Origin of the sequence: Mesotoga sp. HF07.pep.5.2.highcov (assembly GCF_003666285.1) — a bacterium.
Classification (GTDB): domain Bacteria; phylum Thermotogota; class Thermotogae; order Petrotogales; family Kosmotogaceae; genus Mesotoga; species Mesotoga prima.
Window position 1 is genome coordinate 1 of record NZ_JFHJ01000389.1, and the last position, 14,195, is coordinate 14,195.

Consider the following 14,195-nt stretch of genomic DNA (forward strand, 5'->3'; position numbering starts at 1 on the left):
GATGAAATGCAACGAAGGATCACACCGATCACAAAGAGATATATATCGCTTGAAATGCAGAGAGAAAGACTTAGTTTCAGCGAATATGGTTTGGAAAGAATTATCGGAAAGCTAGATGGAGGGGGAATCCCCCTAAATGGAATAGAGCTGTATTATGACGAAGAGCTTTCTGGGAAAAGAGATGGATTGATTAGGAGAACTCTGACAAGTTCGAGAAGAGAAGAACCAACAAATGGCAGTGACATCTATCTCTCAATTGACATAGATATACAGAAAATGGTCTATGACGAACTGCTAGAGACTGTGGAAAAGAATATGGCCGACGGTGGATTGGCTCTTCTTGTAGAGAGCAAGACTGGAAAGATTCTTGCTTATGCCGGTACCTATGACTGGGACGTTGGTTTAATGGGGATATTTGAGCCCGGTTCCACCATTAAACCTCTTATCTACTCGCTTGCATTACAAAGCGGATCGATAACGGAAACAATGACATTCAATTGTGATGGAAGTATTCAACCCGTACCTGGACTTGACATAATAATCCGCGATACCGAAGGCGAACGCCACGGCCTTCAGACCTTTAGAGAAGCGATTATTAACTCGTGTAACGTGGCCACGGTACAAGTTGGCGGTAGAATTTTGAATACTCTCGGAAAAGAAGAAATGTATAGGCAATTAACGAGAATTGGATTTGGGAAATTGTCGGGGGTTGACCTTCCCGGCGAGACACCGGGAATTCTTCCCGAGGCGAAAGATTGGTCCCTGATATCTCCTTATCAATTTCCAATCGGACAGGGCTTAGGAGTAAACATCTTCCAGATGGTTAAGGCATTGAATGTCTTCCCAGCTGGTGGGCAGTTTATTACTCCCACCTTTGTCAGTGCCATACGAAATGAAGAAGGCCTGATCAACATACCGAAGAAGGTTGAAGGTGATTTGTTTTCACCGAAGCTTGTTTCTACAATGATTCCCATTCTTGAGGGAGTAGTCATTGAGGGCACTGGCACAATGGCCAAAGTCGACGGAGTAAGAATAGCGGGAAAAACAGGGACTGCTCAAAAAGCGGGTCCGGGTGGCTACAATGAAGAAAGCTACTATTCATTGTTCTATGGTTTCTTTCCAGTGGAAGATCCAACGTATACATTATATATAATGATAGATACTCCAAAAGCGGGGGCATACTATGGAGGTTTTGTCGCAGCTCCAATGTTTGCTTCAGTTGTAAGGAACATCTACGGTATTGGAGTTGAAAAGGAAGTATATGAGGGCGTTTACAGTTGGAAAGCACCTGACCTGAGCGGTTATTCACTGCTAGATTTGAAAGAGATCGCCGCGATCTATGGTTTAGACAATATTATAATACATGGCTCGGGCAGCGTGGTGAGTCAAATTCCAGAGGCAGGAAGGCCCCTTGGAGATCAGTTAGAAGTTTGGTTAGGGGAGCTGAACTATGATATACGAGATGTTGGGGGACAGTGAGGTACTGAAAGATTTCTTCATTCTTGAAAGAGCAGAGGGGTGTCTAACAATTAGTGAAGACATGCCCGACAAAGTAAACAGATTCAGAATGGTTGTTTCGACTTCGGGAATGTTCGGAAGAAAGTCAGTTAGGCTTTCCGGATTTGATAGCTGGAAAAAGGAAGAGAAAACTCAGATAGAGAAACTACTTCCTCTCTTTCAAGACGAAATCGATGTCTTCCTAGATGGAAAAGTGAGTCCGAAAGTAAAGAGTGAGAAAAAGTTTTTTGATCTTCCAAAGCCCTGGGAAGAAGAGAAATGGAATGACCACATCATCACGATAAGCGAACGTGCAGGAATGAAGATTTCTAGAGCTGCGGCCGAATCGCTTTTCAGAAAAGTTGGAAGAAGAGAATACAGAATACTTCGAGAGCTTGAAAAGCTTTCCGTTTTTTCGAATGAAATAGACCAGCTCACGGTTGAAAGACTAATTGATTTTGACAAGGAAGTCGAAGTCGAATCACTGGCGTTTGATTTTCTTAATCACAAAGAGGACTTTCTAAGCTCTTCGAGGAAATGCATGATCCCATTCGCATATTTTGCGTCGGTTCTGTTGAATATCATAATTGATTTGGGAACGATAATTGATATTAAAAAAGGTAAGATGAATATTTCTTGGTCAGAGATAAGAAAACTCTCAAATACTACTAGCATTGGTACTTCTCGAATTGCCAGGCTTGTTGGATACAGTTTTTCCAGTACTAAAGAACAAAGAAATGATCTTACCAGGCTGTACTCAGCTGAAAGTCTCAAAAGCCTGATAGATCTTCTTCAGGAAATTGATGAGTCAATCAAAAATGGGAAAATCGATAGCGAAATCGCTCTCTTCAAACTACATGAAGAGTCTTCAAAACTTCAGGTAACTCTTGAGTAACAATTTCCACCTGAAACATCCCGTTTAGAATGCTTCAATTGACAGTGCCATCGTTGCATTGTACAATTGCTTTCGGCAAAATGCTTAGAAGGAGGCGAATCGAAACCAGATGCCCACAATAAATCAATTGATAAGGCACGGAAGAAAACAGTTGAAGCAAAAATCTGCTTCGCCAGCTCTAGAAAACAATCCTCAGAAGCGTGGCGTTTGTGTAAGGGTCTCCACAATGACACCCAAGAAACCGAACTCAGCTTTGAGAAAGATTGCAAGGGTACGTCTCTCAAATGGGACAGAAGTTACTGCCTATATTCCTGGCGAGGGTCACAATCTTCAGGAGCATTCGGTGGTTCTCGTTAGAGGAGGCAGAGTAAAGGACCTTCCTGGTGTAAGATACAAGATCGTCAGAGGCACATTGGATGCTGAAGGAGTGGCAAACAGGAAGCAGTCGAGAAGTCGTTATGGTGCAAAGAGGCCAAAGAAATGAGGAGGCAGTTCTAGATGAGAAGACGTCAGTCTGAGAAAAGAGAAGTTCCGCTCGACCCAATTTACAACGATGCAGTAGTAACGAGATTGATCAATAAGATAATGATAGGCGGGAAGAAAAGCAAGGCAGAGGCTACGGTTTATGGAGCTCTGGAGGTTTTATCCGACAGAACGAAGCAGCCACCAATGGAAGCTTTCAAGAAGGCTCTGAGTAATGTAAAACCTCTTCTTGAAGTTAGGCCAAGGAGGGTTGGAGGTGCAACGTACCAGATACCTTTTGAGGTTCCGGAAAGAAGGGCAGTGGCACTCGCAATAAGGTGGATTGTCACCTCTGCAAGAGCAAAATCTGGCAAGCCCTTAAAGGAAAAGCTTGCATTAGAATTAGTAGATGCTTACAATGGTCAGGGAAACGCCGTAAAGAAAAGAGAAGATGTTCACAAAATGGCGGAGGCCGGGAAAGCATACGCCCATTTCAGATGGTGAAGTTGATTCAGCAGGAGGAAAGATAGTGAAAGAAAGAGCTACAACTCTCGAAAAGACCCGAAACATAGGAATAATGGCCCATATAGATGCGGGGAAAACAACCACGACCGAACGCATACTTTTCTATACCGGGAAAAATTACAAACTCGGAAGTGTTGATGAAGGAACGGCTACAATGGACTGGATGGACCAAGAGAAGGAGAGGGGCATCACTATCACTTCTGCAGCTACCACAGCGTTTTGGAAGGATCATCGCATAAATATTATTGATACGCCCGGGCACGTTGACTTTACTGTTGAAGTTGAAAGATCCTTACGGGTACTTGATGGGGCCGTAGCGGTATTCGATGCTCAAGCAGGTGTCGAACCACAGTCGGAGACTGTTTGGAGGCAAGCTGATAAGTATCATGTTCCTAGAATAGCCTTCATGAACAAGATGGACAAGATCGGAGCTGATTTTTTAGGTGCCATAGGCACAATGGTTACAAAGCTTAAGGCAAATCCGGTTGCAATACAGCTTCCAATTGGATCGGAATCTGGTTTCGAAGGCATTATCGATTTAGTGCAGATGAAAGCCTTGCGATGGACCAATCAAGAGGGAACGGAATTCACTTATTCAAATATTCCCGAATTTTTGCAAGCCCAGGTGGAAGAGGCTCGAGAGGATCTGATTACGCATGTTGCTGAGTTCGATGAAGAACTCATGGATCTGTATATTGAGGGTGAAGAACTTCCAGTAGATAGACTGAAAGCGGCAATCAGAAAGGCAACGCTTTTGGGACAAATTACCCCTGTGCTTTGTGGTTCGGCATTCAGGAACAAGGGAATTCAGCCACTTCTTGACGCAATAGTAGACTATCTGCCGTCTCCGAAAGACTTGCCTCCGGTGGTTGGCGAGATCATCGATAGCGAGAGGAAAATTGAAGTATATCCGGATGAGAATGGGCCGTTTGTTGCGATGGCCTTTAAGATAATGATCGATCCTTTTGTAGGCAAACTCACATTTCTCAGAGTTTATTCTGGTTCACTTGAAAAGGGAGCCTACGTCATAAACACGAACAAGAACTTAAAAGAAAGAATTTCCAGACTTCTTTTCATGCATGCCGACAAAAGGGAAGAAGTTGATTATATAAGGGCCGGAGACATTGTCGCAGTGGTAGGCCTTAAGAATACTATGACTGGTGAGACTATCGCACTTTCTGAGGAAAAGATTGTTCTCGAAAAAATCGAATTTCCTGAGCCCGTGATTTCGATTGCGATAGAACCGCAGACAGAAGACGATGCTTCGAAGCTTACAAAGGCTCTTGTTGCTCTAGTTGAAGAAGACCCTTCGCTTAAAAGCTATGTTGATGCTGAGACTGGTGAAACGATTCTCTCCGGCATGGGAGAGCTCCATTTAGAGGTAATTGTAGAGCGAATAAAAAGGGAATTCAATGTTGGCTTAAGAGTGGGGAATCCTCAGGTAGCCTATCGTGAGACAATAAGGTCTAAAGCAATAGGTGAGTCGAAATATGTTAGGCAGACTGGTGGAAAGGGTCAGTATGGACACGTTATACTGAGTGTAGAACCCATTACTGACAAGAGCGCCAATTTCGTGTTTGAAGATAAAACTGTAGGAGGAACCATACCAAGGGAATTTATCAAGCCAATTGAACGCGGAGTAAGAGAAGCTATGGATTCCGGCTATCTCGCCGGTTATCCTATGGTTAATGTGAAGGTCTCCTTGCTCGACGGTTCATACCACGAAGTAGACTCTTCGGAGATTGCATTTAGCATAGCCGGATCTATGGCCTTCAAAGAGGCTGCGAGAAAGGCGAGCCCGGCTCTATTGGAACCAATTATGGCAGTAGAGATAAATACTCCTGAAGAATACATGGGAGATCTGATTGCCGATCTCAATTCTAGGAGAGCAAAGATTGAGGGCTTTGAAACTAGAGCAGGTCTTAAAATTATCAAAGCTCACGTTCCCCTATCAGAATTGTTTGGTTACGCTACTGTTTGCAGATCTCTGTCTCAAGGAAGAGCAATCCACGTCATTCAGTTCTCTCATTATTCGGAAGTTCCGGAGAGAATTGCAGAAAAGATTCTAGGAAAATAATGAAGATCCCAAATTAGTTTTTGGAGGAGGGAAACCATGGCTAAGGAAAAATTCGAACGTTCTAAACCCCATCTTAACATCGGTACGATTGGACACATTGACCACGGTAAGACAACCCTTACTGCGGCAATCACAAAGAGTCTTGCATTCAAAGGTCTTGCAGATTTTTCCCCGTTTGACTCAATTGACAAGGCGCCGGAAGAAAAAGCAAGAGGAATTACAATCAACGTATCTCACATCGAGTACCAGACGGAGAAGAGACATTACGCGCACATCGACTGCCCTGGACACGCTGACTATATCAAGAACATGATAACTGGAGCTGCACAGATGGATGGAGCAATTCTCGTTGTCGCCGCAACCGACGGTGTCATGCCTCAGACTAGGGAACACGTCTTGCTTGCTAGACAGGTCAATGTTCCCGCAATGGTTGTGTATATAAACAAGGTGGATGCAGTAGATGACGAAGAGCTGGTAGAGCTTGTCGAGGAAGAAGTAAGAGAGCTTCTCTCCTCCTACGAGTTCCCGGGTGATGAACTCCCTGTAATTAAGGGTTCAGCCTTAAAGGCCCTTGAAGCGGAAAGTCCAAATGAATGGACAGAGAGCATTTACGAACTGTTGAAAGCATGCGACGACTACTTCCCTGAACCAGTACGGGAGACTGACAAACCTTTCCTGATGCCCATAGAGGACATCTTCACAATAACGGGTAGAGGTACTGTTGTTACAGGAAGAATCGAGCGTGGAGCGGTCCATGTTGGGGATGAAGTAGAGATTATCGGACTGTCTTACGAAACGAAGAAAACAGTGTGTACTGGAGTAGAAATGTTCAGGAAACTCCTTGATGAAGGACAGGCCGGCGACAACATTGGAGCTCTTCTAAGAGGCGTTGCAAAGGAAGAAGTCAAGAGAGGCCAAGTTCTTGCCAAACCGGGTTCTATAACACCTCACAAGAAATTCACGGCAAACGTCTACGTTCTTAAAAAGGAAGAAGGAGGACGCCACTCACCCTTCACAAAGGGGTACAGGCCCCAGTTCTTCATTAAGACCGCCGATGTAACTGGAGAAATTGCAGATCTTCCTGAGGGCGTCGAAATGGTTATTCCTGGTGACAATGTAGAAATGACAATTCAGCTCATTTACCCCGTCGCAATTGAAAAGGGTATGAGGTTTGCAATCCGTGAAGGTGGAAGAACAGTGGGCGCCGGAGTCGTCAGTTCCATAATTGAATGATAATAGGTCTTTCCAGGAGAAGGGAGAAAATCTCCCTTCCCTGTTAACAGAAGGAGGGAACATTTAGGCATGGCCAAGCAAAAAATCAGGATTCGCTTGAAAGCTTACGATCACAAACTACTTGACTTGTCGGCCAAGAAGATCGTTGAAGCTGTAAAGCTCACCAATGCCAAAGTATCAGGTCCGGTGCCATTGCCAACGGAGAGGACGCTCTACACTGTTCTGACTTCTCCCCATAAGTTTAAGGATGCAAGAGAGCAGTTTGAGAAACTCGTTCATAAGAGACTTATCGAAATACTAGACCCAACCCCTAAGACAATAGATTCTCTTATGAAAGTTGACCTCCCCGCAGGTGTAGATGTGGAGATTAAACTGTAAAGAGACTTCGGAGGTGTGATAGATGAAAGGTATATTGGGTAGAAAACTCGGTATGACAACTATATACAAAGACGGGAAAGCCTTCGGAGTTACCGTAGTGAAAGCCGGTCCATGTACTGTTGTACAAAAAAAGACAAGTGATGGTGGCGAATATGACGCCATTCAAGTTGGATTCGAAGAGCTTACGCCTGAAAGAGCGAAAAAAGTACTCACAAAGCCTTTGGTAAAGAAGTTCGAGGCTGCTAAGGTTAAGCCTCATAGAATTCTCAAAGAGTTCAAAGTTGGTAACATCAATGATTTCAATGTTGGTGATATCATAGAAGCTCGTGTCTTTTCTGAAGGCGAAAAAGTAGATGTAACTGGTTTTTCGAAGGGCAGAGGTTTTTCGGGCGCTATGAAGAGATGGAACTTCAGGGGCGGAGAAGCTTCACACGGTTCGAAATTTCACAGAGAACTAGGTTCAGTAGGTAATCACACTGAGCCGGCGAAGATTTGGAAGGGTAAGAAAATGCCCGGTCAATACGGTAACGAGAAGAAGACAGTGAAGAATCTAACCGTAGTAAAAGTCGATGCAGAAAACGGACTTTTAGCCATATATGGCGCAGTTCCAGGAGCGAGGGGCGGCCTCTTAGTAATTAAGAGCGCAAACAGATAGCCCCGAAAATGTTTGGAAGGAGGACGCAACAATGGCTCAAGCCGACGTTGTGAATATTGCGGGCCAGAAAGTTGGCACTGTTGAACTGAGCGAGAGCGTATTCAATGTAGAACCGAACGAAGATTTGATGTTCAGATACGTTAATATGCAACTTTCAGGTAGACGTGCAGGATTGGCTTCGGCAAAGACAAGATCAGAAGTTAGGGGTGGAGGAAGAAAGCCCTGGGCACAGAAACACACAGGAAGGGCAAGAGTTGGTTCAACGAGAAGTCCACTTTGGAGGCATGGTGGAGTTATCCACGGACCGAAGCCAAAAGACTGGTCTATGAAGTTGACCAAGAAAATGAAGAAGGTAGCTCTAAGATCTGCCCTAAGTCTAAGGCTTAAAGAAGGAAATCTAATTGTCCTCGATGATCTCAAGTTTGACAGACCAAAGACGAAACAGCTTAGGGAGGTCTTGAATAACCTTGGACTCGATAAGACGCAGAAGACTCTCTTCGTCCTTCCATGGCAAAAGGACGAATACCAAAATGTACGACTTTCAGGAAAGAATATTTATGGGGTTAAGGTAATTATCGCCGATAATCCTGGAAACAAAGCCGTCAATAGTAAAGAAAATATTGACGGGCTCAATGTGTACGACATTGTGAATCATGAAAAGCTTGTGATCACGGCAGACCTTGTTCGCAAGATCGAGGAGGTGCTTGGACGATGATCGAGAAAAAGTATTATGGCGATGTACTCCTTAGACCGCTGATCACTGAAAAGACAGTTGCTTCTGGTGAACTAAACAAGTACATTTTTGAAGTACATAGAGATGCCAATAAGCAGACAGTCAAAGACGCCGTTGAAAAGCTTTTCAATGTAAAGGTAGAACAGGTGAACATCATGAACATGAAGGGCAAACCTAAGAAACGTGGCGTCTTTGTTGGCAAGTCGAGATCCTGGAAAAAGGCAATCGTTACGCTTGTAACTGGGTACAGGATTAAAGAACTCGAAGGCCAACACTAAGGTGAGGTGAGATGATATGGCATTGAGAAAGTTTAATCCCGTCACCAAGAGCAGGCGGTTCATGCTTCTTCCGGACTTCAAAGAAGTCACGAAGAGCGAACCTGAAAAATCTCTTTTGGAGCCAATAAAGAGGAATGCAGGTAGAAACCATCATGGTCGAATAACTGTAAGGCACCAAGGTGGCGGAACTAAGAGACGATATAGAATTATCGATTTCAAGAGGGAAAAGATGGGAATCCCCGCAAAAGTCATATCCATAGAATATGATCCGAACAGAACGGCAAGAATTGCTCTCCTGCAGTATGTAGATGGTGAGAAACGATACATGCTGGCTCCAAAAGGGCTTAAAGTTGGAGACAGTGTTCAGAATGGAGATATGGCGGAAATCTCGGTTGGAAATTCGATGTCACTCGAGCGAATTCCCGTTGGCACGATTGTTCACAACATCGAGTTCTTGCCCGGCAAAGGTGGTCAAATAGCCAGGGCAGCGGGAACCTATGCCCAGCTGATGGCAAAAGAAGGAAGGTACGCGCTCCTGAGGATGCCTTCAGGTGAACTTAGAAGGGTCGTTGTGAAGTGCATGGCCACTATTGGCATGGTTGGGAATGAGGAACACTCGAATGAGATACATGGAAAAGCAGGTAGAAAGAGATGGCTTGGCGTAAGACCTTCAGTGAGAGGAATGACTATGAACCCAGTTGATCACCCGATGGGTGGAGGAGAAGGACGATCAAAGGGCCATCTTCCGCAGAGTCCTTGGGGACAGCCAGCCAGAGGTTATAAAACGAGGAAGAATAAGAAGCCTTCAGATAGCCTCATAGTGAAGCGAAGGAACCAGAATTGATCAGGGGGTGTAGTTGAAGATGTCAAGATCTAAGAAGAAAGGCCCGTACGTACACCCGAGTCTCTTGAAAAAGATAAGAGAACTGAACGAAAAGGGAGAAAAGAAGCCCATAAAGACTTGGAGCAGAGCATCCATGATTCTTCCTGAGATGATCGGACATACAATCGCAGTATACAACGGAATGAAGCACATACCGGTTTACATTTCGGAGAATATGATCGGTCACAGATTGGGTGAGTTCTCTCCCACCAGGAGGTTCGGTGGGCATGCCGATAAGAAAAGCAAGAAAGGCGAAGTTAGATGAGGAGGGACGCTGATATGACGCAGTCAGTGCAGAGAGGCAAGCGTTCCGTTTTCCACAGGAAGCGCAAAGAAGAGAAAGCAGCAACGCCTGTAACTCAGGCGAAGGCGGTTGCGAAGTTCGTTAGAATTTCCCCTAGAAAGGCTAGATCAGTGGTAAATGCGATAAGAAACAAAGAGGTTGGGGAGGCGTTTCAGATACTAGAATTTTCGCCAAAGAAGGCCTCGCGTCTCGTATACAAAGTGTTGCGTTCTGCGGTAGCGAATGCAGAAAACAACTTTGGATTGAATGTGGACAGTCTGTATGTTGAGAAAGCCGTAGTAGATGACGGCCCAAGAATGAAGCGACTGTGGCCCAGAGGAAGAGGCAGAGCAGATATACAGCAGAAGCGCTTTAGCCACATAACCGTTGTAGTAGCAAACCGCGAAGAGATTAGCAATCCTCAGGAGTGAGGTGACATAAGTGGGTCAGAAGGTACATCCTTATGGATTCAGGCTTGGTGTCAGTAAAGATTGGAAAGCTCGCTGGATTAATGAGAAGAATTACAAAGAATATCTTCTTGAAGATCTTAAAATCAGGGACTTTTTGAAGAAGAACTACATGGCTGCCGGAGTGTCGGACATCTATATTGAAAGACCTGAGCCCGGCAAAGTAGTTATTACAATCAAGTGCGCCAGACCTGGTGTGATGATTGGAAAGAAGGGCAGTGAAGTGAAGCTGCTCAGGCAGAGACTGGAAAAGCTTATAACAAGACAGTTCCAGTTAAACATTGAAGAAGTTAAAACACCCGAGACCGATGCTATCCTTGTTGCTGAGGATATTGCATCTAGAATTGAGAAGCGAGCTTCCTACAAGAGGGCAATGAAAAGAGCAATATTCACCGCCATGAGAAAGGGAGCTAGAGGTATCAAGATAATGGTTTCCGGAAGACTGAACGGTGCCGATATTGCCAGGACAGAGTGGTACCTGGAAGGAAGACTTCCTCTCCAGACCCTCAGAGCTGATCTGGACTACGGTTACACCACTGCCTTCACGAAGATGGGAATTATCGGAGTGAAGGTTTGGATTTACAAAGGCGACGTACAGGTGTAATTGCAAGAGGGGAGGTAGTTCATAATGTTAATGCCCAAAAGGGTGAAATATAGGAAGCAACAAAGAGGTAAGATGAATGGAAAAGCGAAAGGCGGGACTATTGTTCATTTTGGCGAATGGGGAATAAAGGCCCTCGAACCACATTGGATTACTGCTCAGCAGATAGAGTCCTGCAGAATAGCGATCACAAGAACATTGAAGAGGAATGGTAATCTCTGGATCCGAATCTTCCCCGACAAGCCCATTACGTCAAAAGGAATTGGAGTCAGAATGGGAAAGGGAAAGGGAGACGTTGAAGGCTGGGTAGCAGTTGTTAAGCCCGGGAAGATCATGTTCGAAATAGGCGGAGTGCCTGATCAACTTGCAAAAGAGGCCCTTGAAAAAGCTGCTTCAAAACTACCTATCAGAACAAAGATAGTACCGAGGTATCAAATAGGAGGTGAGCTCTGATGAAGGCCGTTGAACTTCAGAAGTTCACAGACGAGGAACTCACTCAGATGCTTGAAGATTCGAAGAGAAAGCTGATGGACCTCAGGTTCCAGCTAGAAATGAACAGGTTGAAGAACCATTCCCAGATAACTTCAGTAAAACGCGACATAGCTAGGATAAAGACTATCCTTCGCGGTCGTGAGCTGGGGATAAGGAGGTAGTCCGCCATGCCAAGAAAAACACTGGTAGGAACTGTAGTAAGTGACAAGATGGATAAGACCATAGTTGTGAGCGTTACAAGAACACATATACATCCCTTCTACGGGAAGACTATGAAAACTACAAAGAAGTATCACGCAGATGACCCTGAAGGTCTTGCGGGAATGGGTGATACGGTTGAGATTGAGGAATGTAAACCTTTAAGCAAGATGAAGAAATTCAAGCTTGTTAAGGTCTTGAAGAAGGATGTCTACACTGGAGAAATTCCCGAAACTCCCGAGGCCGTTGAAGATTCCGGAGGTGACGAGAAATGATCCAGCTGGAATCTTATTTGAGGGTTGCCGATAATTCAGGTGCTAGGATGATCAAAGTCATCCAGGTAACTGGCGGATACAGAAAGAGATCGGGAACCGTAGGTGATATAGTTGTCGCAGCAGTAAGAGATGTGGCACCTAACACGGATTTCAAGAAAGGAGATATCGTAAGAGCCGTTCTAGTGAGAACCGCCAAGGAAATTCGAAGGCCAGACGGCACTTACATAAGGTTCGATGACAACGCAGCGGTTATCATCGACAAGCAGAACCAGCCCAGAGGAACACGTGTCTTTGGACCTGTTGCTAGAGAGATTAGGGACAAGGGTTTTTCTAAGATTGCTTCTCTAGCCCAGGAAGTCTGGTGAGGAGTGAGCTATTATGAGTAGAGTGAAGAAGGAAGATACCGTAATGATAATATCTGGAAAGGATAGGGGCAAAAAAGGCAAAGTCCTCAAGACATTCCCCTCGGAAAAAAAGATAATCGTTGAGGGAGTGAACTTCACAAAGAAACACCAGAGACCTACTAACCAGTATCGTGAAGGTGGAATAATCGAAAGAGAGTCTCCTATTTACGTTTCGAAAGTAATGGTTGTCTGCCCCAACTGCAATAAGCCTACGAGAGTCGCACACAAAATTCTCGAAAACGGAGAAAAAGTAAGGTCCTGCAAGAAGTGCGGCGAGATAATCGATAAGGTTTGATGGGGAGGAGTTGTTGATGGCATACGAATACGTCCCTTTGAAAGATAGATATGAAAATGAAGTAATTCCGGTTATGACTAAAGAGTTTGGTTATAAGAACAGGCTCGAAGTTCCCAGAGTCTCTAAGATAGTAGTCAATATGGGAATAGGTGAAGGTTCAAGAAACGCCGACCTTCTCGATCTGCACGGCAAAGAGCTCATGACAATTGTAGGACAGAAACCGGTAGTTACTAAGGCTAAGAGGAGTATCGCGAACTTTAAACTCCGTGATGGAATGCCGGTTGGTTTGAAAGTCACTCTCCGTGGTCCGAGGATGTATAACTTCCTCTACAAGCTGATAAATATCGTGCTTCCCAAGCTGAGGGACTTCAGAGGTGTTGATCCAGACTCATTTGACGGGAGAGGGAATTATGCAATGGGGCTTCCCGAACAATTGGTCTTTCCCGAAATAGTACCGGATCAAATCAAGCGAGTTCAGGGAATGGACATAATTGTTGTTACTACGGCCAGGACCGATGAGGAGGCCAGAAGATTACTAGCCCTTCTCGGACTTCCCTTCAAGAGAGTCATGGTCTAAGGAGGTAAGTGCATGGCGAAGAAATCTATAGTTGAAAAGTGGAAACGCGAACCCAAGTTCAAGGTTAGGAAATATAATAGATGCAATCTGTGCGGCAGACCGAGAGCTGTATATAGAGAGTTCGGTCTTTGCAGAGTGTGCTTTCGACAGCTGGCTTCCGAGGGAAAACTCCCCGGTGTAAAGAAAGCAAGCTGGTGAGGAGGGAATTGTAATGTGGAGTGATCCCATAGCCGATATGCTCACTAGGATACGAAATGCCAACGCTGCCTTTAAGGAAAGCGTGGATATTCCAGCTTCAAACCTGAAGAAGAAACTTCTTGATATTCTGAAGGCTGAAGGCTATATAGATGATTATAAGTATATTGAGGATGGCAAACAGGGTGTTCTCAAGGTCTTTCTGAAATACAAGGGAGACCGGAGACACAAGGTTAACGTCATATCTGGAATCGTAAGAATTTCCAAGCCTGGTAAGCGCTTATATGTTAACAAGGATAAGCTTCCAAAGGTCAAATCAGGTATGGGAATTGCAATAGTAAGTACATCCAGCGGAGTGATGACAGACAAGCAGGCCCGTTCTCAAGGCGTCGGCGGCGAAGTCATCTGCTACGTATGGTAGGGAGGAATTCAGATGTCTAGATTACTCAAGCATTCGATAAAAATCCCTGCTGGTGTGTCCTGCAAAATTGAAGGAAGTGTTATCTCTGTCAAGGGACCGAAAGGTGAGCTCAGACAAGAACTCCTTCCTCTGGTTAAGATCGAGGCCGATGAAAAAGAGATATGGGTCAAGTCAAACGAAGAAGTTGCTATTAGAAAGAGTGATTACAAGAGATTGGCTAAGTATGCCGGTACTTTCTGGTCGCTCATAAATAACATGATTGTTGGCGTTACTCAAGGCTTCGTCAAGGAGCTGGAAATAGTTGGAGTGGGATACAGAGCGCAACTTCAAGGAAAGAAGCTCGTAATGAACCTTGGGTATGCACATCCAGT

General features: G+C 44.8%; 23 protein-coding genes. All 23 read left to right on the top strand.

Translation table 11 applies throughout. The features are described 5' to 3' along the window. On the top strand, positions 1-1,479 hold a 1,479-nt coding region (locus BG32_RS08275; RefSeq protein ID WP_121526668.1), incomplete at its 5' end, for a penicillin-binding transpeptidase domain-containing protein. Beyond that, a complete protein-coding gene (locus BG32_RS08280; protein ID WP_006492337.1) occupies positions 1,451-2,392 on the top strand; it encodes a hypothetical protein in 942 nt (313 codons plus the stop codon). The genes BG32_RS08275 and BG32_RS08280, both read left to right, overlap by 29 nt. 109 nt (positions 2,393-2,501) lie before the next feature. After that, positions 2,502-2,876: a 30S ribosomal protein S12 gene (gene rpsL / locus BG32_RS08285; RefSeq protein ID WP_006492338.1), complete on the top strand. Its 375-nt coding sequence runs from the start codon at positions 2,502-2,504 to the stop codon at positions 2,874-2,876. 14 nt (positions 2,877-2,890) lie between these two features. Further along, positions 2,891-3,358, top strand: a complete 468-nt coding sequence (gene rpsG / locus BG32_RS08290) for a 30S ribosomal protein S7 (RefSeq protein WP_006492339.1) — start codon at positions 2,891-2,893, stop codon at positions 3,356-3,358. Positions 3,359-3,383: 25 nt separating this feature from the next. After that, positions 3,384-5,456: an elongation factor G gene (gene fusA / locus BG32_RS08295; protein WP_121526669.1), complete on the top strand. Its 2,073-nt coding sequence runs from the start codon at positions 3,384-3,386 to the stop codon at positions 5,454-5,456. Between the two features lie 36 nt (positions 5,457-5,492). Further along, the gene (gene tuf, locus BG32_RS08300) at positions 5,493-6,689 is read left to right on the top strand and encodes an elongation factor Tu (protein ID WP_006492341.1); all 1,197 of its coding nucleotides are present in this window, start codon (positions 5,493-5,495) and stop codon (positions 6,687-6,689) included. 69 nt (positions 6,690-6,758) lie between these two features. Further along, complete coding sequence (gene rpsJ / locus BG32_RS08305; RefSeq protein WP_006492343.1) at positions 6,759-7,067, top strand: 30S ribosomal protein S10; 309 nt, start codon at positions 6,759-6,761, stop codon at positions 7,065-7,067. Positions 7,068-7,089: 22 nt separating this feature from the next. Further along, entirely contained in the window at positions 7,090-7,722 is a 633-nt protein-coding gene (gene rplC / locus BG32_RS08310; RefSeq protein ID WP_014730463.1) for a 50S ribosomal protein L3, read from the top strand. A 31-nt stretch (positions 7,723-7,753) separates the two neighbouring features. After that, positions 7,754-8,437 carry a 50S ribosomal protein L4 gene (gene rplD / locus BG32_RS08315; RefSeq protein ID WP_006492346.1) on the top strand — a complete coding sequence of 228 codons (684 nt, stop codon included), beginning with the start codon at positions 7,754-7,756 and terminating at the stop codon, positions 8,435-8,437. After that, the gene (gene rplW / locus BG32_RS08320) at positions 8,434-8,733 is read left to right on the top strand and encodes a 50S ribosomal protein L23 (protein WP_006492347.1); all 300 of its coding nucleotides are present in this window, start codon (positions 8,434-8,436) and stop codon (positions 8,731-8,733) included. The genes rplD and rplW overlap by 4 nt, the downstream gene beginning before the upstream one ends. Before the next feature lie 16 nt (positions 8,734-8,749). Beyond that, positions 8,750-9,577, top strand: a complete 828-nt coding sequence (gene rplB, locus BG32_RS08325) for a 50S ribosomal protein L2 (protein WP_121526670.1) — start codon at positions 8,750-8,752, stop codon at positions 9,575-9,577. Positions 9,578-9,596: 19 nt separating this feature from the next. Further along, positions 9,597-9,881 carry a 30S ribosomal protein S19 gene (gene rpsS, locus BG32_RS08330; RefSeq protein WP_039882973.1) on the top strand — a complete coding sequence of 95 codons (285 nt, stop codon included), beginning with the start codon at positions 9,597-9,599 and terminating at the stop codon, positions 9,879-9,881. Between the two features lie 14 nt (positions 9,882-9,895). Beyond that, positions 9,896-10,330: a 50S ribosomal protein L22 gene (gene rplV / locus BG32_RS08335; RefSeq protein WP_039882848.1), complete on the top strand. Its 435-nt coding sequence runs from the start codon at positions 9,896-9,898 to the stop codon at positions 10,328-10,330. 10 nt (positions 10,331-10,340) lie between these two features. Further along, a complete protein-coding gene (gene rpsC, locus BG32_RS08340) occupies positions 10,341-10,970 on the top strand; it encodes a 30S ribosomal protein S3 (RefSeq protein WP_006492351.1) in 630 nt (209 codons plus the stop codon). Between the two features lie 24 nt (positions 10,971-10,994). Continuing rightward, positions 10,995-11,420 (top strand): 50S ribosomal protein L16, encoded by a 426-nt coding sequence (gene rplP, locus BG32_RS08345; protein ID WP_006492352.1) that lies wholly within the window; start codon positions 10,995-10,997, stop codon positions 11,418-11,420. Beyond that, positions 11,420-11,620, top strand: coding sequence for a 50S ribosomal protein L29 (gene rpmC / locus BG32_RS08350; protein WP_006492353.1), 201 nt, complete (start codon positions 11,420-11,422; stop codon positions 11,618-11,620). The genes rplP and rpmC overlap by 1 nt, the downstream gene beginning before the upstream one ends. A 6-nt stretch (positions 11,621-11,626) precedes the next feature. Next, positions 11,627-11,932 carry a 30S ribosomal protein S17 gene (rpsQ, locus tag BG32_RS08355; protein ID WP_006492354.1) on the top strand — a complete coding sequence of 102 codons (306 nt, stop codon included), beginning with the start codon at positions 11,627-11,629 and terminating at the stop codon, positions 11,930-11,932. After that, positions 11,929-12,297, top strand: a complete 369-nt coding sequence (gene rplN, locus BG32_RS08360; RefSeq protein ID WP_006492355.1) for a 50S ribosomal protein L14 — start codon at positions 11,929-11,931, stop codon at positions 12,295-12,297. The genes rpsQ and rplN overlap by 4 nt, the downstream gene beginning before the upstream one ends. Before the next feature lie 13 nt (positions 12,298-12,310). Then, entirely contained in the window at positions 12,311-12,631 is a 321-nt protein-coding gene (rplX, locus tag BG32_RS08365; protein ID WP_006492356.1) for a 50S ribosomal protein L24, read from the top strand. Positions 12,632-12,647: 16 nt separating this feature from the next. Then, positions 12,648-13,208 carry a 50S ribosomal protein L5 gene (gene rplE / locus BG32_RS08370; RefSeq protein WP_006492357.1) on the top strand — a complete coding sequence of 187 codons (561 nt, stop codon included), beginning with the start codon at positions 12,648-12,650 and terminating at the stop codon, positions 13,206-13,208. A 12-nt stretch (positions 13,209-13,220) separates the two neighbouring features. Then, on the top strand, positions 13,221-13,406 hold the full coding sequence (locus BG32_RS08375; RefSeq protein ID WP_014730470.1) for a type Z 30S ribosomal protein S14: 186 nt from the start codon (positions 13,221-13,223) through the stop codon (positions 13,404-13,406). Between the two features lie 13 nt (positions 13,407-13,419). After that, positions 13,420-13,824 carry a 30S ribosomal protein S8 gene (rpsH, locus tag BG32_RS08380; protein WP_006492358.1) on the top strand — a complete coding sequence of 135 codons (405 nt, stop codon included), beginning with the start codon at positions 13,420-13,422 and terminating at the stop codon, positions 13,822-13,824. Between the two features lie 12 nt (positions 13,825-13,836). Beyond that, a partial coding sequence (locus BG32_RS08385; protein ID WP_121526671.1) for a 50S ribosomal protein L6 occupies positions 13,837-14,195 on the top strand: 359 nt, incomplete at its 3' end.